16 protein-coding genes and 2 tRNA genes are annotated in these 21637 nt (G+C 47.3%); all 18 read right to left on the bottom strand.

Annotation, left to right across the window (positions count from 1 at the left end; genetic code table 11):
- Nucleotides 1-8: 8 nt before the first annotated feature.
- The 18 genes from BM299_RS13845 to dnaB all read right to left on the bottom strand — a co-directional run bounded on the left by BM299_RS13845 (nucleotide 9) and on the right by dnaB (nucleotide 21622).
- Nucleotides 9-1013, bottom strand: coding sequence for a sulfotransferase family protein (locus BM299_RS13845; RefSeq protein WP_092485487.1), 1005 nt, complete (start codon nucleotides 1011-1013; stop codon nucleotides 9-11).
- Entirely contained in the window at nucleotides 1013-1558 is a 546-nt protein-coding gene (gene cysC / locus BM299_RS13840) for an adenylyl-sulfate kinase (protein ID WP_092485484.1), read from the bottom strand. The genes BM299_RS13845 and cysC overlap by 1 nt, the downstream gene beginning before the upstream one ends.
- Nucleotides 1559-1630: 72 nt before the next feature.
- Complete coding sequence (locus BM299_RS13835; RefSeq protein WP_092485481.1) at nucleotides 1631-2260, bottom strand: PIG-L deacetylase family protein; 630 nt, start codon at nucleotides 2258-2260, stop codon at nucleotides 1631-1633.
- A 35-nt stretch (nucleotides 2261-2295) separates the two neighbouring features.
- Nucleotides 2296-3492 (bottom strand): glycosyltransferase family 4 protein, encoded by a 1197-nt coding sequence (locus BM299_RS13830; RefSeq protein ID WP_131820652.1) that lies wholly within the window; start codon nucleotides 3490-3492, stop codon nucleotides 2296-2298.
- Nucleotides 3485-5983, bottom strand: a complete 2499-nt coding sequence (locus BM299_RS13825; RefSeq protein WP_165608336.1) for a glycosyltransferase — start codon at nucleotides 5981-5983, stop codon at nucleotides 3485-3487. Before BM299_RS13825 ends, BM299_RS13830 begins: the two co-directional genes overlap by 8 nt.
- Entirely contained in the window at nucleotides 5976-8360 is a 2385-nt protein-coding gene (locus tag BM299_RS13820; protein ID WP_165608335.1) for a glycosyltransferase, read from the bottom strand. Before BM299_RS13820 ends, BM299_RS13825 begins: the two co-directional genes overlap by 8 nt.
- Complete coding sequence (gene wecB / locus BM299_RS13815) at nucleotides 8350-9420, bottom strand: non-hydrolyzing UDP-N-acetylglucosamine 2-epimerase (RefSeq protein ID WP_092485470.1); 1071 nt, start codon at nucleotides 9418-9420, stop codon at nucleotides 8350-8352. Before wecB ends, BM299_RS13820 begins: the two co-directional genes overlap by 11 nt.
- Before the next feature lie 71 nt (nucleotides 9421-9491).
- Nucleotides 9492-10595, bottom strand: coding sequence for a DegT/DnrJ/EryC1/StrS family aminotransferase (locus BM299_RS13810; protein WP_342741337.1), 1104 nt, complete (start codon nucleotides 10593-10595; stop codon nucleotides 9492-9494).
- Nucleotides 10595-11356 (bottom strand): acyltransferase, encoded by a 762-nt coding sequence (locus BM299_RS13805; RefSeq protein ID WP_092485464.1) that lies wholly within the window; start codon nucleotides 11354-11356, stop codon nucleotides 10595-10597. The genes BM299_RS13810 and BM299_RS13805 overlap by 1 nt, the downstream gene beginning before the upstream one ends.
- Nucleotides 11357-11364: 8 nt before the next feature.
- Nucleotides 11365-12693: a nucleotide sugar dehydrogenase gene (locus tag BM299_RS13800; protein ID WP_092485461.1), complete on the bottom strand. Its 1329-nt coding sequence runs from the start codon at nucleotides 12691-12693 to the stop codon at nucleotides 11365-11367.
- Between the two features lie 103 nt (nucleotides 12694-12796).
- Nucleotides 12797-13708 (bottom strand): LCP family protein, encoded by a 912-nt coding sequence (locus tag BM299_RS13795; protein WP_092485458.1) that lies wholly within the window; start codon nucleotides 13706-13708, stop codon nucleotides 12797-12799.
- Between the two features lie 122 nt (nucleotides 13709-13830).
- A complete protein-coding gene (locus tag BM299_RS13790; RefSeq protein ID WP_281246383.1) occupies nucleotides 13831-14865 on the bottom strand; it encodes a Gfo/Idh/MocA family protein in 1035 nt (344 codons plus the stop codon).
- A complete protein-coding gene (locus tag BM299_RS13785; protein ID WP_092485511.1) occupies nucleotides 14862-16682 on the bottom strand; it encodes a polysaccharide biosynthesis protein in 1821 nt (606 codons plus the stop codon). Before BM299_RS13785 ends, BM299_RS13790 begins: the two co-directional genes overlap by 4 nt.
- A 193-nt stretch (nucleotides 16683-16875) precedes the next feature.
- Nucleotides 16876-16951 (bottom strand) — tRNA-Glu (locus tag BM299_RS13780).
- A 7-nt stretch (nucleotides 16952-16958) separates the two neighbouring features.
- Nucleotides 16959-17034 (bottom strand) — tRNA-Lys (locus BM299_RS13775).
- 249 nt (nucleotides 17035-17283) lie between these two features.
- Nucleotides 17284-18570 carry an adenylosuccinate synthase gene (locus BM299_RS13770; protein WP_092485452.1) on the bottom strand — a complete coding sequence of 429 codons (1287 nt, stop codon included), beginning with the start codon at nucleotides 18568-18570 and terminating at the stop codon, nucleotides 17284-17286.
- A 125-nt stretch (nucleotides 18571-18695) separates the two neighbouring features.
- A complete protein-coding gene (locus BM299_RS13765) occupies nucleotides 18696-20084 on the bottom strand; it encodes an NAD(P)/FAD-dependent oxidoreductase (RefSeq protein WP_092485450.1) in 1389 nt (462 codons plus the stop codon).
- Between the two features lie 206 nt (nucleotides 20085-20290).
- Nucleotides 20291-21622, bottom strand: coding sequence for a replicative DNA helicase (gene dnaB / locus BM299_RS13760; RefSeq protein ID WP_092485447.1), 1332 nt, complete (start codon nucleotides 21620-21622; stop codon nucleotides 20291-20293).
- Nucleotides 21623-21637: the final 15 nt, after the last annotated feature.

The following is a 21637-nucleotide window of genomic DNA, read 5'->3' as shown; positions in this document are numbered from 1 at the left end:
AACAACCTTTAACCGGCGCACCATAAAAACCGGTTTGCAATGTATGCCTTTAAAGACTCTTTTCTTACAGGAATAAAAACCGATTTCTTCATCTTAAAAACACCATATTCAAACTCCTCAACAACGTGCCTAAGATATTTATTGATTAACTCCACTTCCAGCGGGGCAATTTCACTTTGCCAGGTGTTAATGCGATTCGGAGATATGCCTTTAAACTGCTCCGGCGAAGTGCTGTTACCTTTCCACGGTTTACCCATAAATGTAGGTTCAAACATGGATGGTGTTAATTCCAACCCCGCAACATCACAAATATGTTTAATTACAGGTTCCGGATTTTGAGCTAAATCTTCATATTTAATTACCAAGTAATTTTTTATTAACCGACGGTTTCTGTATAAAAAATAATAGGAATTATATAACGACTTATATATGGGCCTTAATTTGGGGTAATGATCCTTAGTCATATATTTTCTGATGGACACCAGGTTGGCATATGGATTTCTAACTATGTGTATAAAAACAGCATCGGGAAACATTGCTTGTAAATCCATGGCAAATTCCACATTTTCAACGGACTTTTCCACTATTCTCCCGGTTTCCGGCAGTCTTGAGCCGTAGATTGAATAGTGAATGGCTTTAACATAAACCTTGAACAAGGTACCTGTATCAACATTAAAAAGATTGCCCACCCGGCCGGGGGCGGTATTGATAAACTCCTCGACATAATCATTGAAACGCCGGAGGTTAAATATTCCCCTGGCAACACTATCGGCTTGATAATCTTCAGATTCATTGTAATGCTTTACCCAGGCCTTAATATTGATTATAAATTGATCCAGAGTCAGTTTTGCAGGCACCGTTCTTCTTAAAGAATAATCAACCCACCATTTCATATGTTGAAAAAAGTGGGCCTCTATAGGAACTACAAAAACATCTTTATGCCCGTCAAATAACGAGCGGAGCAAGCTGGTTCCGGATTTATGCGCTCCGAGAAGGAAAATTGGTTTATGCATCAGGACCTCCCCACCGGCTTAACGTAACCCAATAATTCCAATTTTTGCATGACTTTTTGCATACTCTCCTGCACGCTCTCCCGGTCCGTTCGACACTCCACATCGGGGTTAAGCGGCGGTTCATAGGGATCGTCAATCCCTGTGAAACACTTGATCTTACCCGCACGAGCATTTTTGTATAAATCTTTTACGTCCCTCTGTTCACAAACTTCCAGGGGAGCATTGACATAAACCTCTACGAAGTCACCTATCACCCGCCGCACCTCATCACGGGTCGCACGGTACGGGGAAATGGCCGAAACCAACACAATCACCTGGTTGCGTGTTAGTAATCGGGCCACAAAAGCTATGCGCCGGATATTTTCATCCCGGTCCGCTTTGGTAAATCCCAACCCCCTGGTAAGGTTCCTGCGTAACATATCGCCATCCAGAACTTCGACATTTAAACCCCTGACCCGCAGCTCTTTTTCCATTGCCCGGCTGATAGTTGTTTTACCCGCACCGCTCAAACCGGTAAACCACACCGTAACTCCACGCTGCCCCATTTTAACAAGACCTCCAATTTGTTGGTAGATCCCCATGCCGCTTGTGCGGCACAATCAGAGAGATGAAAAAAGCTACTTGATATATAACCTGACCGTATCAAAAACTTCCGCGTAAACAGCATTAATCTGGGTACCCCGGGTGCGAGCCAGGCTCCAGATAAAATCTTCGCTGGCATACGGTCTGAAAGACTGGGAAGCATAACACTTTAAAGCAGCCACTTTTTTCTGAACATGGCTTTTGTCAAGGGCAATAAAGCAATTTGTGCTGAAGGTAAGATTGTTCCAGGGTATTTCATACCCCAGGATACTTATATTTTTAAAAGCCCTGATACCCTCCCGGGCAATAGTCAGGTGGTCCTGGTGCAAATCATATACCGAAGGCAAAAAAACCAAATCAGGTTTTATTTCCATACGCAATTGAATCATTTTTTCCAGGATGTCCTGGCGCAGGGCAGGGAAATCCCGCACCGGAAAATTTTCGATTATCAAGCATTGAGGTTTTATACCCAAAACGGCAGTGGCCTCTTTAACCTCCCGCCTTAATATGTCCTTTTCCCATTCCGGGGGAACGGACTTTTCCGCTGCCGAAAATGCCGCATAGTATACTTCTTTTCCTTCCTCAACCATTCTGGCAATGGTGCCCCCGCAACCAAATTCTCCGTCATCCGTATGGGGGGCCAACACCAATATCCTATGGAACAACCCTTGCACCCCTTAACTAACTTGTTAAACTAATATTAACTTATGCCGGGCCGGCGGGATTCGTGCTGAAGCATTTCGTACAGGGCACGTAGTTTTCTCCCCTGGGCCTGCCAGTTATATTCGCTTCTGGCGTATTCGCGAGCGCTTTGCTGAACCCGGTGATATAAATTACTGTCAGTGGTTAATCTTTGAATAGCCTCCGCCAGCGATACCGGGCTGTTCTGGTCGCAGGCGACGCCCACCCCTAATTGCAAAACCAGCTCTCGGCAAATGGTTCCCACTACAATGGGAGTGCCCGCCGCCATACATTCAAAAAGTTTGTTCGGTAAACCAAGCTGCTGGCTTTTAATTTGCGGATTACTCAAAAAAGTCCCCACATCCGCTGAAGCGACATATTTAACCACATCTTTTACAGGTACTGCCGGATGAAAAAATACCCTGTCCAACAAATTTAGGTTACGTACGGTATTCTTGATAAAACCTTTAAAAGAGTTATCCGGCCCCATTAAAACGAGTTTATATCCCTTCGGGATATGGACAAAGGATTCTACCAACACCTCTATCCCGCGGTTTGGCCCAAATACCCCGTGGTAAATTACAATAACATCCTTTTTATTAAAGTTAAAAAACTCGCGCAACAGGTTATTACGGGTTACGTTTTCGTAAGGTGGACAATTCATAATTACCTGGGGACGGTCAATCCCATACATTCCGGCCAGTTCATCAGCTATACCGGGGCTAACCGTCAGCACCAGGTGCACCCTTTTAATCAGCCATCTTTCCATATAATGCCACAGAGACATCTCCCCCCATATCCGGCGCCGTTGGGTGTTTTGCCCTGTGGCCAGCTCATGGGTATCGTAAATCAAATATGCTTTTAAAACACGGGCGGCCACAAATGCAGGAACCAGCGCATTCAGGTCATGTCCATGGCATATATCCGCTCTGATACGAACAGCCAGAAACACTGAACAAATAATAAACTCCAGGTACTTAAATATTTGAAAACCGGGCACTCTGGGTAAGGATCTGGTTAACAGATTGATCCGCCTGACGTAAAAATTATCTACGGTTTCTTCAGCAGGCGTGTTGCCGTCCTTGAGTGCTATCACCGTAACCCTGTAACCACTATCCGCCAGGGTAGCGGCTTCCCGGTGTACCCTGGCGTCATTTGTAAAATTATTGATTACAAACATTGCTACCTGTAACATATGTCCCTTTATCCTACTCAACCTGTCTAACCCCTTTCACCTGCCGCCCGGCATGAATACTCTCATACAACTCTACCATTCTGCTTACCGCATTTCGCCATGTACCCAGGGAAGCCGCCGCCGCCGCGTTTATAGCCCTTATTTCGCGGGCATCTTTTTTCAACGCCTCGTTAACCACAGCGGCCAGATTTGCAGGTGTCAAATCAGACACGGTATATATAACCGCCCCGGTTTCATAAAAACACCGGTAGGTTATCAACTTTTTAAGCACCGGGATACTGCCGCATGCCAAACCCTCGGCGATGGTCAATGCTGAACTGTCGGTTTCCGGTATGCTGATAAAGATATTTGATGCCCTGTAAAGATCCGCCATCTGTTCAGAAGTTTGAAATTTCTTGATCCACCGTATGTGGTCGTTCACTTTTAATTTTAATGCCCTTTGCATCATTCGGGCTTCATATGCGGCGCTTCCGGCACCCCGCACAAAACAAAAAGTAACGTGCTTATCAGACCTTAACACCAGCGGAATAGCTTCTATTATCACTTCAATATTGTAAAGAGGAGTCATCCCACGGGGACTGAGTACAATTTTGTTTGCCTCCGGGACCTGCAGCGCTTCTCTAATATTGGCCGCCCCTTTGTGATCTTCCAACCTAAAAACCCGGTCTTCGATTCCCCATGGTAAGACAAAACATTTGGATACCCCAAATTTTTCCTCTACATAATCCGCCATCTGCCTGTTATGCACTGTCACAACATCCGACCTTTTTAGGATGCTTTTAACCACCTTGTATTTCAACCGCGAAGCACCGGCATACCGGTATATGTCACTGCCCCATGTGCTGGTAATAACCGGGCTTCCTTTACAGGATGCGGCAAACCAGCCGAATGAAAAAGCGCCGTGGATGTGCACCAGGTCGGGATCAACCACTTTTATTTTTTTCTCCACCTGCAACAACCTGCTGACAAAGCTTAACATACCAGCCGGCGACAGCACAGACAATGATGCCCCCTTGATCACATGTACCGAACAGCCTTCCACAACATGCGCTTCCGGGGAAAGCACATGCACCGACAATCCTTTTTGCGCCAGTGATGTACCCCAGCGTTGTATATGAATGCTTTTGGCATTACCCACAATCAGTATTTTCGTTGGCCCGCCGGTTTTTATTTGACCTGCAACCATAAAGCAGCCCAAGAGTAACATGTATGGGCCCATAACCTTTGGATGGAACAGAAAATCTCCGCTCAGATTGCCAATTAACAGCATAAGTAAGCTGCACCCGAGCCCCAACGCAATATTTTTGGATCTAAAATCAAAGTTGGCCAGTTTGATTAACTGGTAAAAAATAATAAACAGGGTTAACGCTAAAGCGGCTGTACCTAAAAGGCCATAAGAAGCTAAAACCGTAAAATATATATTGTCGATCGGCACTGAAGACATATCGTTGCCGATTCTTATATTGGGATTTGGCCCCACACCAAAAACCGGTGATGACATAAAGCGGTCCAATGCCATATCCCATCTAACAAACCGGGCATGCAAAGACATATCATAGTTAAGCAATTTGTCAATCCAGTTGTCTCGCAAATAATGGTTTATTATGCCGAATATTGCAGCCAGAGTCCCCAGGGTATAAATGATTTTTTTCAATTCGTACCTTCTAAAACAAATTAAAAATAAGTAACCCAAAACCAAGCAAATAAAAGTTGTACGTGAACGGGTCAGGATGATAACTGACAGCAAAGTTACAATCCAGGCATATTTAGTCCACCTGTTTGTAAATCCCCAGAAGTTACTGCCCGTTGCAAACATTAAAATAATGCCCAGAAACAAACCCAGCGTATGGGGATTACCGAATGTGGAAAGCGCTCTGTCATAAATCCGCCCGTAGTAACCCGAGTCCATCCCTGATTTCATATAAGCGTTAATATACAGGTCGTTAATAAAGTGAGGGAAGAACAAATACTGGAACAATCCAATCAGAGCTACTACAAACGCCACGGTATAAAAAGCCCGGCATACCTTTTTAAAATCAAAATCATTTGTATAGACGGCTGCCGCCATGACAAGGAGGGCGCCCAAAAAAGCAAAGTGATTAACGGCAAACAGTTCGTTAGCATTTTTACTGCCGGCATGCCTCCAGCTAAGCACAACCAGGATGGAAAAAATACCCCAGCACCCGACCAGAAGCCATAGCCCTTTCAATTGCCCGGCCCGCTTCATGGCAGGGTACAAAAACATTATCCCGTACACTGCTGCAAAAGGTAGTTCTATGGTCATTGCAGGCAAGTTTTCACTGAACAACTTGGTATGGGGAGCCAGAGGAATCAGGAATATAGCTGTAATGATTATATATTCTTTGGGAAGCAAAAGTCCCAGGAATACCAGTGTCATCAGCAATAACAGGGCCGTCACCCGGGGATCGGCCCCGTTTAAGAACGAAATTATTATACAAAACGTCAGTATTGCTAAAATTGTCAGTAAAATATATTTATAACTTTTATTCATTTTTATTTCCCCCGCCAGGCAGTAATAAATTGTCATACAGGCTCAATAGTTTCCGCTCTTCCGTGCGCCAGTTGTATTTTAGAATAAATGCCCTGTAGCCGTTGATGCCCATTGTATTACGGCGATTAATGTCATGAATTAATATTTCAATATTCCTGGCTATGGCAATTTCGTCAACCGGGTTAACATTCACTCCACACTTATTGCCTTCCACCAGTTCTATCCAGTGCGGGAAATTCGAGGCCACTACCGGTAGACCGGCTGCCATGTAATCAAATATTTTTGTAGCAAGGGAATTGATATAGTTTTTTTCCGGGTGTAACAGAGAAAGGCCCAAATCCGCATCAGAATAATGTTTATACACTTCCTCCAGTGGCAGAAGGCCGGTAAACACCATTTTATCCGCCATACCCAGACCCACGGCTAAATCAATTAACTCCTTTCGAAACGAGTGGGGTTGACAGGGCCCCACGAGATATAGCCTGAAGTCTTTACCCTGCCAGTTCACCCGGGAAAGGGCGCGCACCATCTGGACCGCACCGCGGGGTTTGGAAATACCTCCGGCATATATTATTTTGTAAATATTGGTTCGCTTATGTTCCCTTGGCCCGGGAATTTGATTTAACAGGGGGTAATTGCAAACAACTGTCTTGGGCATAGCGCAACCAGCGAACAATTCCTTTAAAAAAGGAACAGCCAGTACCAATGCATCAACCCGCCGGGCAAACCATTTTTCCGCCCCCCCCAATATCGTAGCCGAAACAGGTCTCATACAAGCGGGCACCCATGTCTTATATTCCATTGTGGCGGCAAAATTTTCGTGGACGTCATAAATAATTTTTTTCTTGAACAAAATCTTGATAATGAAGCCCAGCGGTAATAATTCCGGGTCGTGCAGGTGAATGATTTTAGCCCGGGTACGCCAGCCACGATAAAACAGCCGCACCCAATTGAGCGGGCGAAAATACCGGTTGCCATATTGGGGCAGGGGCACAACCCTGACCCCTTCCCGCTCAAAAGGTTTACCAGTCCCCGGAGCATGCAATTCTACACGGTACTTCCGGGCCAGGGAATGGGCTTGCTTATAATAAATTCGCGGGTCATCCCAGCGATGTACAGTCATAATAAATACAGCCGGGCTTTCATCTACCCCGTCACAATCTTGGGTAATGGCCTTTTCCAAAATATCAGTCATCTTTTCCCGGCTCGCGTGCTTTTTAATATACGAAGGGCCGTTGCTGGATGCCCTGGCAGTCATTTCATGCCGGTTAATATATATCTGATTTATCGCAGCAGCCAAATTTTCCCCATCTTCAGGACGGGCAAATATTCCTACCCCGACCTCTTCCACCAGTTTCCTGACTTCACCTTCCACAGCGCAGATGACTGGCCGGCCTGCTGCCAGGTAATCAAAAAACTTGTTCGGCCTGGACCCTTCAAACATTTTGTCTTTTTTTAAGGATAAAATAAGGGCATCTGCCGCCTGCAACACCTGCAACACTGCGCTCTTGGGCACAGGATCCAAAAAAATTAAATTTTTTAAGTTCATTTCCCGGGCCCTGGCCTGTAATTTTGGTTTATCGGGACCATCGCCCATTAACGCAATTAAAATTTCTTTATTATTACCCACCAACCCGGCTGCATCCAGGACTGTATCCAGCGCGTTGGCGGGCCCGTGCGCGCCGGCGTAAAGGCAAACGAATTTGTTGCCAAAGCCCAGCTTATGCCTGGTTTCTTCAATGCTTTCTGTTTGCTGTAAATAGTTGAGAGACACTCCATTGGGAATAAAAACAATTTTTTTCTCGTCAACCCCTTGCTGCACCAGCGTATCCCTAATACCTTCCGTCAATACAATAATGCGCTGGCTTTTTCGGTACAAAAAATGCGCCAAGCGGTAAAAAATTTTATAGTTTAGAGAGCTTTCCTTTATTCCCACCACCACGAGGCTGTCAGGCCAAACGTCCCGTATTTCCAGAATAAATCGGCTTCTTTTAACTTTACTCAGAACCCATCCCGCCAGACCGGCCAGTAAATGGGGGCTGGAAGCAATAACAACCTGCGGTGCCGGCGCAAAAAGGCCCCGCAAAAGCACCAGCATAAAAAAGGTAAGCATATTGAGGGCCCGGCGCAAATCATTACCGGTATGGGACAATGACCACACCCAGTTAAAGGTTAAATTACCGGGTAAATCGTTTTTAATCTGATTACGCAAGGTTTTATCAACATACTGCCGCATCCCGTGGTGGAATAATGAAAGCCAGATGGTTACCGCATAACCCCGGGCAACCAGTTGCGCTGCAAACTCGTAATGCCTGGTTCCCCCCGGTAGTTGAGGGGGTACGGCATAGTGATTGATTATCCAAATATTATGTTGCATAGTCATCCCCCAACAACAATTTGGCAATTTCCAGGCCGGCTTTTCCCCGGCCGAAAACAGCCGGCCTGGGTCCCCGGGGGTGAAATTGCCGGACGGCTTGCTTTATCAACTCCGGGTTCGCCCCAACCAGCATGTTCCACCCGCTTTTCACCGTCTCTACCCATTCCGTTTCATCCCTTAAAGTTATACAGGGGACCCCGAGAATATAGGCCTCCTTTTGCATACCGCCGGAATCGGTAAATATACCGCACGCGTTTTTTTCCAGAGCTATCATTTCTATATAACTAACAGGTTCAATAACTCCGAAGTTTTTTAGTAAAGAAGTAAGAGAAAATTCAATAATTTTCTTGGCGGTGCGGGGGTGCAGCGGCAATATTACAGGTATTCCGAGTTCGGACAGGGTGCCTAAAATACTCTCAAGCCTTTGGGGCCGGTCCGTATTTTCCGGCCGGTGCACTGTGGCCAGCCAGTATTTACCCGGTTCAATACCCAACCTGGTTAATATGTCACTTTGATCGGCCTTTGGCGTAAAACTTAAAATAGCATCATACATAACATCCCCCACGAAGTGAACGCCTTCCGTGACACCTTCCCGGGCCAACATGGCTACTGCATTTTCAGTAGGACAAAAAAGTATGTTTGCTATATGATCTACTACGATTCTGTTAATTTCTTCAGGCATTCTCCTGTTAAAGCTTCGCAAACCGGCTTCTATATGAGCCACCGGGATGTGTAGTTTTACTGCTGCAATGGCACCGGCCAAAGTTGAATTAGTGTCTCCATATACCAGTACCCAGTCCGGTTTTTCTTTTAAAAAAACATCCTCCAGAGCAGTCAGCATTCCGGCGGTTTGCCGGCCATGTGAACCTGAACCAACCCCCAAATGATAATCCGGGCGTGGAAGACCCAATTCCACAAAAAATACTTCCGACATCAGATAATCATAATGCTGCCCGGTATGCACCAGCACTTCCTGATGAAAGCGTCTCAATTCCCTGGAAACCGGAGCCACTTTAATAAACTGCGGTCTTGCTCCTACAACTGTGACAATTTTAGGCATTAAAATATCCCTACTTCAAACACGTATATTCATCCTTTTCGGCCGGTGGCGCGCTTACATGTGCCAAATTCCTATTTTTGAGTTAAAGCGAAGATTACTTTTTCCGCAATAAACTTAACCTGCGCCCTGTTCAATTCCGGGAAAACCGGTAAGGCCAGCGTCTCCCTTGCGGCCCGTTCCGCCTCGGGCAAGTCGCCCGGCTTGGCGCCAAAGTTTTGGTAAACCTCCTGTAAATGCAAGGGTAACGGGTAATACACTGCGCAGCCTATGTTAGTTTCTTGTAAAATCTGCATGATTTTATCCCGTTGAATATGCCGGATTACATACTGGTGATAGATATGCCTGCTTCCGGGTACTTCAAGGGGTGTGACAATATCCGTATCTTTAAATAACCGGTTATATAAGGTTGCTTTTTCTCGCCGCCCGTTATTCCATTCATCCAATCGTTTTAATTTCACCCGCAAAATAGCCGCCTGAATTTCATCCAACCTGCTGTTGTAGCCGACCAGCGAATGGAAATATTTCTTGTCAGTGCCGTGGTGCCGCAATTTTTTAATTTTAGCTGCGATTTCAGCATTAGAAGTTACAACCATGCCACCGTCGCCACAGCCGCCAAGGTTTTTGGAAGGGAAAAAACTAAAACAACCGGCATCTCCCCAGGCACCCGCTTTTTTCCCGTACTGCTGTGCGCCCATGGCCTGACAGGCGTCCTCCACCACAACCAGATTGTGTTTGCGAGCCAGTTCCATAATTTCAGCCATGCCGGTTACCTGCCCATAAAGGTGTACCGGAACAATGGCCCTGGTACGTAAAGTAACCAAGCGCTCCAGTAAATCGGTATTTAAATTGTATGTGTCAGGATTTATATCACAAAAAACCGGTCTCGCGCCCAGCCTGGATATTACCTCGGCGGTGGCAAAGAAAGTATAGGGAGAAGTAATCACTTCGTCCCCCTGCTTAACCCCACAAGCCTCCAAAGCCAAAAGCAGCGCATCGGTACCGCTGGCCACACCGACAGCGTAATCCGTACCGCAATAACCGGCTATTTCTTGTTCCAATGCTTCCACGTTGGGGCCCAGTATGTACCTCCCTCCGGATAAAACCTGTTGTACAGCTTCGTTCACTTCGCGGGAAATGGCATTATATTGGGCCACCAGGTCCAAAAGGGGTATCATTATTCAATATCCTCCCTGTCAGTGCCCCAAAGCAGCTGTTCTTCAGGCACGTTTTTTTCGTACCTTGCCGGGATTCCTTTGACCAGGGTTTTGGCACCCGTATCCCTGGTTACTACCGACCCGGCGGCTACAAAGGTTTCTTCCGCTACTTTGATTCCCGGCAATAAAATTGCGCCCGCCCCCACCCGGGCGCCTCTTTCGATAACCGGTCCTTTAATGTATTTAAAACGTTCCCGGGTACGCCCCATGAAGTTGTCGTTAGCTGTAGTTACCATGGGCGCAACAAAGACGTGACCCATTATTTCGGTATAGGCCGTAATGTAAGCGCCACTCTGTATTTTGGTATAATTTTCAATTAAAACGGAGTTTTCCAGGCAAACCCCCCGGCCAATGATGACAAAATCACCAATTTGACACTTTTCTCTCACAGATGCTTGATCACCGATCAGAGTATAGGCGCCAATCACCGTCCCGGCATATATAACAGCCAAAGCGCCAATAATAGATTTTTCCTTTATCCGGACCGGTTCGAGATTCTGACCGGATTTGACGGTGCTGGTGGCTGCGACAGTCAGCGGTTTGCCGATAACTGCACCGTCCCCGACAATTACGCCTTGGTCAATAATGGTCCCGGGATAAATTATAACGTTATGACCCACCTGTACATCATCAGCTATTTTTACGTTTTCATTAACTACTGTAAAATGTCCGATTCTTGCGTTAACACCAATATCCGCTTTTTCATGAATATAATTAATCATTCCATCACCTATATTTTGACAATCTTTTCCCGCCCGGTTTTAACATCTTTTGTAGCATTACGGGCATCTATTATTACGGCGGCATGTTCAGTCAGCCAATTATAATCCAAACATGAGTGGTCAGTCAGTATCAGCATGCAATCCGCCTTTTTTATTTCATCCTCGCTAAGAACAATGCTTTTTAAGCTTACCGAATTCGCCAGGGTAATGGATGGTACGTAAGGATCGTGATATACTACATCCGCCTGCTCGTCAAGTAACATTGCAATGATGCGCAAGGCGGGAGATTCCCTAACATCGTCTATATCTTTTTTATAGGCCACGCCAATAACCAGTATGCGCGAACCATTGATGCTTTTTTTGCGGTTATTCAGCACCCGGTACACCTTTTTAAAAACGTGTTGCGTGGCTTCAGCATTAATTTCCCCCGCCATTTCAATAAATTTGGTGTTATAGCTATATTCCTTGGCCTTCCATGACAGATAAAAGGGATCTATGGGAATACAGTGCCCCCCCACACCCGGCCCGGGATAAAAAGTCTGTATGCCGAAAGGTTTGGTACCGGCTGCATCGACTACCTCCCACACATCAATCCCCATCCTGTCGCATAAAAACATTAATTCGTTTACTAAAGCAATGTTAACGGCCCGATAGGTATTTTCAAATAATTTAGTAATTTCTGCCACGGCAGGCGAAGAAACCGGTACTACCTGTAAAGTCTGGCTATAAAAAGTACATGCCAGGTCCAAACATGCAGGGGTAACCCCCCCGACAATTTTGGAAGTGTTTTTAGTTGTATATTTAATATTCCCCGGGTCAACCCGTTCCGGTGAAAAAGCCAAAAACAAGTCCCGACCGACTTTTAACCCCGTCTTTTCCAATATCGGCTGTACAACCTGTTCCGTAGTGCCCGGGTATGTAGTGCTCTCCAGGGTAATCAGCTGTCCACGATGTAACCTCTTTGCTATTTCCAAGGCAGCGTTTGTAACGTATGAAAGATCCGGTTCCCTTGTCGCGGTAAGGGGGGTGGGAACGCAGATAATTACCACATCGGCCCTTTCCAGAACACCAAAAGAAGTGGTGGCAGACAACCTGCCCCGGCTGACTACCTGTAACAAATCGCTGTCTCTGACATCCCGGATATAGCTGTTACCAAGGTTAACCTGAGCTACTTTATCAGAATCCTTATCTATACCCAGTACTAAGAACCCTGATTTGGCATTTTCCAGTGCCAGCGGCAAACCGACGTATCCCAGGCCGATAACGGCTAATACAATTTTTTTCTGAATTATCTTTTCTTTTAAGGATAAAGCCGCTATGCTATCCACATCCTTCAACTATAATCCCTCCGCTTTCTTCCAGCATGAGGTTTTATCGGTCTGTTGCATTACTTGCGTGAAACCACCGGTCCCCACGCAGAATATTCCGGGAACTTTACTACTAATTTTGTTTATCTGTATCAAATAGTAACTTTATCTGTGCTGCTGTTTTTTTCATATCGGGTTTCCAATAATAAATCCCCCTCTCCTTGTAATTGCTTCCGGCTACCGTATTGACGGATATATCTGAACCATTGATTGATTTAAAAGTATTGGCAATTCTCAACAAATCCCAAAGTTTAATGTTAGTTTCACCCTTTTCGTTAATAATTTGGTAAATCTTAGGCAAACGCGCCCAGTTTTTAGGTTTTTTAATTTCTTTAACTAGATCAATACAGAATCTCTGCTGGCGCTCCGTCCTGGCAATATCCCCTCTGGGCACATTGCGCAGGCGAAGGTAAATAAATGCCTGTTCCGGTCCCATTTTCATTTTGCCGGGATAGAAGTCATAGTATTTATGGTGCAGTTCTTCAGTGACAGTAACTTCAACAACGCCCAATGTTCTGACCACTTCTTCATAACACAGGTAATTAAATTTGACATAGTAATCAATTTTCACCCCACTAAACCGCTCCACAGTTTTTATGACCAGCGGCATCCCTCCAAAAGGGTGAGCGTGATTGATTTTATCTTCCCCGTGTCCGGGTATTTCGACCAGAGTGTCCCTGGGTATGGATAAAAGGTTTACAGCCTGATTTTGAGGATTCAGGCAGGCCAATATGATAGTGTCTGTTCTGCCAACACCCTCCCTGCTTGCTCCCCCGGGAAACCGGCCTGTGTCAAGGCCGACAATTAAAACATTTACCGGCTTTTGCAATTTGGCAAGAGAGTTCTTTTTCTCTGTACTTTCAATTAAATTAATATCTGGCGGGCTATTTTGGTTTATTTGCTCTAACCCGGCGGCTTTTAATACAACTACCAGCGAACACAGTAACAGGATAAAAAGCCCAACCGGTAAAGTTTTTCTAAGCACAAGTTATCTCTCCAAATTGACGACCTTTTTTCCCTTTGTAAAGGCATATTATTCTAACCGGACAGAAAGTGTGACTGCCAGCCGCACAACAAGACCCCGGGAAAAAACCCGGAGCCATCTGGTTAGTTATTTACTTTACTATCTTTAAAAAGGGGTAGGTTAACCGGAAGGCCGGTTCTATTTGAACGTTTAATAGCCTGAATAATTTCCAGGCACTTGCGCCCCTCCCAACCGTCAACCAGTGGTTTGCGCCCGGTTTTTATGCACTGTACCATATCCTCAAGTAATGGACGATAACCACCGGGATCCGTAGGATTCACGACATGATCAGGAGGCTTGGATATATTTACTGCAAATTGCCATTTTTTTACTTGGCCTATACTTGTTCCACTTAAAATAACCGTACCATTATCACCAAATATAGACAGTGTTTCTTCCAAGTTTACCGGGTACACCGATGAACAAGCTTCAATTATCCCCAGTACTCCGGAAGCAAACTTTAAAACAGCAACAGCACTTTCTTCCGCCTTGAGAGAAGGTGTGGCACTGGAAGCCAGACCGTACACTGTGTTGACAGGTCCCAACATCCATTGCAGAAGATCGATATTATGTATAGCCTGATTTAACAAAACCCCTCCGCCCTGGGAAGCATCTGCCCGCCACGGTTTTTGCAAATAGTAATCCATATTTCTATTCCAGCGAAGCACCACCGACCCGTGGGATATCCGGCCCATTTTTTCCTGTTCCAACGCAGTTTTTAACGCCCGGACAGGCCCTTTGAAACGGTTCTGATGCGCCGTTACCAATACCACCCCGGCTCGGTCACAGGCTTCAATTAACGCATCGGCGTCTTCCAGGGTGACGGCCATTGGCTTTTCCACCAGCACGTGCTTACCGTGGCTGGCGGCTTTGATACCAAGAACGGCGTGCAAACTCCCGGGCGTGCACAGGTTTACCACGTCCACCCCGGGGTCGGCCAGCAAGTCATCGTAACTGCGGTAAATTTGGACCCCTGTGGAACGGGCCAGTTTTTCAGCCGCCATATTGTCCACGTCATATACCGCCACCAGGCGGCAACCCGGCATGTCGCTTAAAGCTTGCGCATGCTTTGCTGCAATGAAACCGCAACCCACAATGGCAAAATTGAACGCTTTCAGTTTAATCCCCCCTCCGCGTTATATATGGTGACAAATTTTTTTATAATTCCCAGGACTTTTATATCCTCATTAATATCTTCTTCGGTTAATTGCGCTATAAATTCCAAGATATTGCCTTGCGCATCGGCCGGTTGGGCCATGAGTATTTTTTCGTGCTGGGTTTCAACCACTGTTTCGTCTGCTCCGAACAATTCTTCATATAGCTTCTCGCCCGGGCGTATGCCGGTAAATTTAATAGCGATGTCCTTTTCCGGCCGGTAGCCCGATAATTTAATCATATTCAGAGCCAGATCAACAATTTTTACCGGTTCCCCCATATCCAGCACAAAAATTTCCCCCCCCTTGGCAATACCTCCAGCCTCAATGACCAGTTGGGCGGCTTCAGGAATGGTCATAAAATAGCGCACCATATCCGGGTGAGTTACCGTCACCGGTCCACCGGCGGCAATTTGTTTTTTAAATAAGGGAATAACGCTACCCCTACTGTCCAGTACATTGCCGAAACGTACTGCCGCAAAACGGGTGTCCCCCTGCTCGTTGTATTCCCGCACAATCCTTTCCGCCAACTGCTTGGTGGCCCCCATTACGCTGGTACAGTTTACCGCCTTGTCGGTGGAAATCAACACAAAGGTTTTGACACCGTTCAGCAGAGCCGCCCGGGCAACGGCACAGGTGCCCAACACGTTATTTTTAAACGCTTCGGACGGGCTTTTTTCCATGAGGGGCACGTGTTTGTGTGCAGCGGCATGAAATACCACCGCCGGTTTATACCTTTGAAAAATACGTGAAATCCTGGGATAATCCCTGACATCCACGATTTCAGAAAAAATTTTCAACCGGGGAAAACCGGCAGCCAGCCTGGCTTCTATTTCATAAATACTGTTTTCTCCTTTACCCAGCAGCACCAGCGACGCCGGATTGTAACCCGCCAGCTGCACGCACAACTCCGCGCCAACCGAGCCACCGGCACCGGTAACCAGGACGACATGGCCCGTTATATACCCCCCAATAATTTCTATGTTTAATTTCACCGGCTTCCTTTTTAACAGGTCTTCCACCTGGATGTCCCTAATTTGCTCTTCCGGAATTTTCCCTCCGATCATTTGAAAGACGCTGGGCAGTATTTTAAGCCGGGCCGGAGTGTTGCGGCTCAACTCGACAATTTCTTTTATTTCGCTGCCCCCGGCCGAGGGAATGGCGATAATGATTTCCTCGATTTTTAAACGGTTAACCAGTTCGGGAATATCCCGGCGGGTGCCCAAAATGGGTAAACCCATAAGCCTCATGCCCTGCTTGGCTTGATCATCGTCCACAAAGCCCTTGGGTCTCAACATTGACCGGTTATCCAGCAGAGTCCGGGCCACCAGGGAGCCGGCGCCCCCCGCCCCGACTATCAACGTCGGTCTGACTTTTTGCACCGTTTTACGGTTACCGCTAAATTCCCGGATTATTCGCCATGCCAGACGCCAACCACCGGCCAAAAATCCCGTGACGCAAATCATTGCAATCACCGCCAACGGCGGCAGGGAGATAGAAAACAACACGTTGCAACCGAAATAAAAGGTTAGAACGTAACCGGCCACGCCATTTATTAGCACCATGTAATCACGCAGCCCGGCAAATTGCCATAAACGGTGGTATATCTCCTGGATGTAAAAAATGCCCACGACAATCATCGAGGCCATTAAATGCAGCGCCCAAAACACTTCCCGTTCAGGGATAAAAACTCCTGACAGAGCCAGCATCATATTAAGAGCCGTATTAACCGCTATTAAGTCTATGGCTATTTTTAGCAGCATTGTCATCTTACTTTTCATCGGTGCCCCATTCCTGGATCTTGCAAATTTCATACATTTATATGCTCGACTGAGCAGGGTTGTTAACAAATAAAAAAGCCAAAAAGGGGACAGGCATCTTTTTTCAAAAAACGAAAAAAGCAACCTGTCCCCTTTTTGGTATACTTTCCTTAATAATAAAAAAAAAACCACCTTCATATGAAGGTGATTTCTGTGGTGACCCCACCGGGATTCGAACCCGGGTTACCGCCGTGAAAGGGCGGTGTCTTAGGCCACTTGACCATGGGGCCGGTATAGTGGTGAGCCATCCGCGACTCGAACGCGGGACACCCTGATTAAAAGTCAGGTGCTCTACCGACTGAGCTAATGGCTCACGCATGTCTTACAATTTTACATGATACATTAGATTAGCTAATGTGTCAACAATATTATAATTACAGGTTTGTAATTGTTTTACATTTAAAAAAGGTTATTTAAAAAATCCGTGATAGGTGCCAGGTGTTGAAAGTTGAAAATCTTTGATTTTCAACTTTCAACACCTGGCACCAAAGCTAACTACCCCGACTTGGCAAACTTTGCTCAAATGCTGTACTAGTACCTATGTGCTCTTTCGAACATATACTTAAAATATCTCCTTCAGCACCAGGGTTTGGGCGCGGCCGGGACCTACGCCCACGACAGCCACGGGTACGCCGGACAATTCTTCCAGGTGTTTGAGGTATTCCTTGGCATTTTGCGGCAGATCATCATAATCGCTTATTGCAGAAATATCCTCCTGCCAGCCCGGGTATTCCCGGTAAACGGGCTCGCACTCGTTCAGCGTTTTCAAACTGGCGGGAAATTCCTTGATAATTTCCCCCTTGTACCGGTAACCCGTGCAAATTTTCAGGGTTTCCAAGCCGGACAGCACATCCAGCTTGGTAATGGCCAGGTAACTGAGACCGTTGATGCGGGCAGCATAGCGGGCGATAACAGCGTCATACCAACCGCAGCGGCGCGGCCGCCCGGTAGTGGTGCCGAATTCATGTCCCCGCTTCCTGATCAGGTCGCCCAGCTCATCATGCAGTTCGGTGGGGAAAGGCCCTTCGCCCACCCGGGTAATATAGGCCTTGGCCACACCCAATACCGTCCTAATTTTGGTGGGCCCCAAACCGGCGCCCAGGCAGGCCGCCGCAGCAATGGGATGACTGGAAGTGACATAGGGGTAAGTGCCGTGGTCCAGGTCCAACAGCGTGCCCTGGGCCCCTTCGAACAATACCCTGGCCCCCCCGTCTATGGCTTCGTTAACCAGCACTGATACGTCCGCTACGTATTTCTTGAGGCGCTCAGCATAACTGCTGTAGCGGTCGAATATATCCTGATAATCAAACCGGTCGTTCGCGCCATAATAGCCGGCAAGCAGCTTATTTTTGGCTTCCAGCGTATCGCGCAGTTTTTCCGCCAGTTCGTCCCGGTCGATCAATTCCACCATGCGAATACCCACTCTGGATGCCTTGTCGGTATAAGCAGGACCGATGCCCCGGCAAGTAGTACCTATTTTACGATTGCCCTTGCTCTCTTCCTCGGCCATATCTATGCTTTTATGGTAAGGGAAGATTACATGCGCTCTCAGGCTGATCCGTAAATTGGCGGTGCTAATACCTTGTTTTTCCAGATTGTCCAACTCCTGTATTAATACGTCCGGATCAATAACTACACCGTTGCCGATAAGACACTGCTTGTCACCGTACAGGATACCGGAAGGAATCAGGTGCAACTTATAAGTTTTATCGTCCACCCTTACGGTATGACCGGCGTTGTTACCGCCTTGGTAGCGCACCACCATGTCGGCCTTGCGGGCCAAAAAATCGGTTACCTTACCCTTACCTTCGTCTCCCCACTGCGCTCCAACCAATACTACCGTAGACATTCGGCAACCCCCTTACAATTTTCCCTCTTACTGCATTATCTTTATATAATAATATGCGTTGCCTATATTATAACCCAACTGTTTCCAATATGCATCATCTTAATGCCGGTGGAAATGATTTTTCGTTATATTCTGCCAATGATTTCCCTGGCGGCCACCACGCCCGCCACCGAGGCTTGGGCCAGTCCCCTGGTGATGCCGGCCCCGTCACCCACGGCAAACAGGTTTTTAATTTTTGTCTCCAGACCGTTACTTAGTGTCAATCGAGAGGAATAAAACTTGACCTCCACACCGTAAAGCAGGGTATAGCGGGAATATACGCCGGGCGCTATTTCATCCAGCGCTTTCAACATCTCCACTATGGCCACCAGGTGCCGGTAAGGGAATACCAGGCTGAGGTCACCCGGGGTGGCCTCTTTCAACGTAGGTGTCACCAGGCATTTTTTCATGCGGTCCACCGTGGAACGATGCCCGTCCAGCAAATCGCCCAGACGCTGGACAATTACTCCGCCGCCCAGCAAGTTGGCCAGGCTGGCCACGTATTTTCCATAAGCAATAGGCTCCCGGAAGGGTTCAGTAAAGGTCTTACTGACCAGTACGGCAAAGTTGGTGTTATCGGTCTTATTGAAGGCATGGCTGTGCCCGTTGACCGTCACCAAGCCGTCATTATTTTCCATGACCACTTCCCCGCGGGGGTTCATGCAAAAAGTACGCACCCGGTCATCAAAGGTCCGTGAATAGTAGATCAACTTGGATTCGTAAAACACCCTGGTCAGGGGTTCCATCACGGCCGCCGGAACCTCGACCCGCACACCGATGTCCACGGGATTGACCGAAGTCGGCAATTCCAACCGGAAGGCCTCCTGGGCCAGCCATTCGGCTCCTTCTCTGCCGGGCGCCATGATAACATAATCACCGGTGATTTCCTCGCCGCCCGCGATTTGTACGCCCTTGACCCGCTGCCCGTCTGTCATTATATGATCCACGGTGGTTCTGGTACGAACTTCCACACCTTTACCAATTAAGAAGTGGTACATGTTCTCCAATATTTTCTGGCACCGCCCCGTGCCCAGATGACGAATAGCCACCGGAATCAGCTTTAGATCGGCCAGGGTGGCCCGGCGCTGGAACTCTTGAATTTCCTCCTGGTGTTCCAAACCGTATATGTGTTCCGGGGCCCCGTATTTCAAATAGTCCCGGTCAATGTAATTGATCATTTCCACCAGTTTTTCTTCGCCCATGTACTGCTCCAGGCTACCGCCGATTTCCGATGAAAGGGTCAGTTTGCCGTCACTGAAAGCCCCGGCACCACCCCACCCGCAAACCGTAGAGCAGGGGTTGCAATTAAAGCAACTGCCACCCTTTTCCCGGGAGGGACAGTTGCGCTGGTTGATATCGCGTCCCTTTTCCAGAATCAAGATACGCAAATCACTTCTTTTTTTAACCAGCTCCATGGCGGCAAATATACCTGCCGGGCCAGCGCCGACAATAATGATGTCGTAATGTTTAGACACTGGGCAAACCCCCTGTTGTTCTGCAAAATATTTTTCCCCTCGACATAAAAATAACCCAAACGGATAATATTGTTTGAGTCAATTAATCAATATATACCGGTTATGAATGTAAATAAGATTATTTAGGTAACTGTTAAGACGCACAGCAATGTAATTATATCAAATTTAAATTTGCTTAGCAACTAATTAATAACCGTAATAACCGTTTATTCCCCTTCCTTGCGGCGGGCGATGTTCATAAATTTGGTGAACTCTTTTAAAAAGGCCAGTTCCACCGTACCGGTGGGGCCGTTTCTCTGCTTGGCCACAATTATATCTGCAATGCCGATCCGCTCGGTTTCCGGGTTATAATATTCATCCCGGTAAATAAACATCACCACGTCCGCGTCCTGTTCTATGCTTCCGGATTCCCGCAAATCGGACATGATGGGTCTCTTATCCTGTCGCTGCTCCACCGAGCGGCTCAACTGGGCCAGGGCCAGCACCGGCACGTTCAGTTCTTTGGCCAGCCCTTTTAAAGACCGTGATATATCCGCGATTTCCTGCTGCCTGTTTTCCGAGCGTCGACTACCCTGCATCAGCTGAAGGTAGTCTATAACAATCAACCCCAGCCCCTTTTCCGCATGGATACGCCGGGCCTTGGCCCGTATCTGGCGCGCCGTGAGCACGCCGGAATCATCGATATAAATGGGCAACCTGGCCATATCCCGAGCCTTTTGCGTAAGTTTGACCCAATCCTCGTCCTGAATAAAGCCGCTGCGTATTTTATGCTGGTCCACCATGGCTTCGGCACAGAGCATCCTTTGCACCAGTTGTTCCTTGGACATCTCCATGCTGAATATGGCCACCGGTTTTTTGGTTTGGGCGGCAGCGTGAAAAGCGATACATAACCCGAAGCTGGTTTTACCCATGGACGGGCGTCCCGCCACGATCACCAAGTCACCGGATTGCAAGCCCTGGCACAGCCGGTCCAGGTCTTTAAAACCGGTGGGGATACCGTTTATTTCTCCCTTATGTTTATATAGAAATTCCAGGTGCTTGAAGGTATCCAGCAATATATCCTTGATTTCCGTAAATACCGCCGTGGTACGCCGTGAGCCCAGTTCCAGCAGCATTTTTTCGGCTTCCTCCATGAGCCGCTCGGCGTCCTCGCTGCCCTCGTAACCCAGCCCGGCTATGCGGGTGGCCAGGTTGATTAAATTACGCAACAGCGCTTTTTCTTCCACAATACGCGCGTAATACTCGGCGTTGGCCGAAGTGGGAGCGACGCTGGTCAATGTGGCCACATAGGCGGCGCCGCCCACCTTTTCCAATTCGCCGCTGCGGCGCAGTTTATCGGTCACGGTCACCAGGTCGGCGGCCTGCCCGCTTTCATCCAACTCCAAAATAGCGTCAAAAATGACTCTGTGGGATTCTACATAAAAATCTTCCGGGCGAAGATACCGGACCACCTTGGAAATGGCGCTGTTGTCCAGAAGCAGTGCACCCAACACCGATTGCTCGGCGTCTATATTGTGGGGAGGTGTTTTGTCCCACATAAACCATCATCACCT

Origin of the sequence: Desulfoscipio geothermicus DSM 3669 (genome assembly GCF_900115975.1) — a bacterium.
Classification (GTDB): domain Bacteria; phylum Bacillota; class Desulfotomaculia; order Desulfotomaculales; family Desulfallaceae; genus Desulfoscipio; species Desulfoscipio geothermicus.
This window is presented reverse-complemented; position numbering and strand designations above follow the sequence as displayed.

Bases quoted from the DNA above. Each gene is read 5' to 3' on its own strand.
- BM299_RS13845 (WP_092485487.1), bottom strand. From the start codon at position 1,013: ATGCATAAACCAATTTTCCTTCTCGGAGCGCATAAATCCGGAACCAGC.
- cysC (WP_092485484.1), bottom strand. From the start codon at position 1,558: ATGGGGCAGCGTGGAGTTACGGTGTGGTTTACCGGTTTGAGCGGTGCG.
- BM299_RS13825 (WP_165608336.1), bottom strand. From the start codon at position 5,983: ATGAATAAAAGTTATAAATATATTTTACTGACAATTTTAGCAATACTG.
- BM299_RS13820 (WP_165608335.1), bottom strand. From the start codon at position 8,360: ATGCAACATAATATTTGGATAATCAATCACTATGCCGTACCCCCTCAA.
- wecB (WP_092485470.1), bottom strand. From the start codon at position 9,420: ATGCCTAAAATTGTCACAGTTGTAGGAGCAAGACCGCAGTTTATTAAA.
- BM299_RS13810 (WP_342741337.1), bottom strand. From the start codon at position 10,595: ATGATACCCCTTTTGGACCTGGTGGCCCAATATAATGCCATTTCCCGC.
- BM299_RS13805 (WP_092485464.1), bottom strand. From the start codon at position 11,356: ATGATTAATTATATTCATGAAAAAGCGGATATTGGTGTTAACGCAAGA.
- BM299_RS13785 (WP_092485511.1), bottom strand. From the start codon at position 16,682: ATGAAAAGTAAGATGACAATGCTGCTAAAAATAGCCATAGACTTAATA.
- BM299_RS13770 (WP_092485452.1), bottom strand. From the start codon at position 18,570: ATGTCTACGGTAGTATTGGTTGGAGCGCAGTGGGGAGACGAAGGTAAG.
- dnaB (WP_092485447.1), bottom strand. From the start codon at position 21,622: ATGTGGGACAAAACACCTCCCCACAATATAGACGCCGAGCAATCGGTG.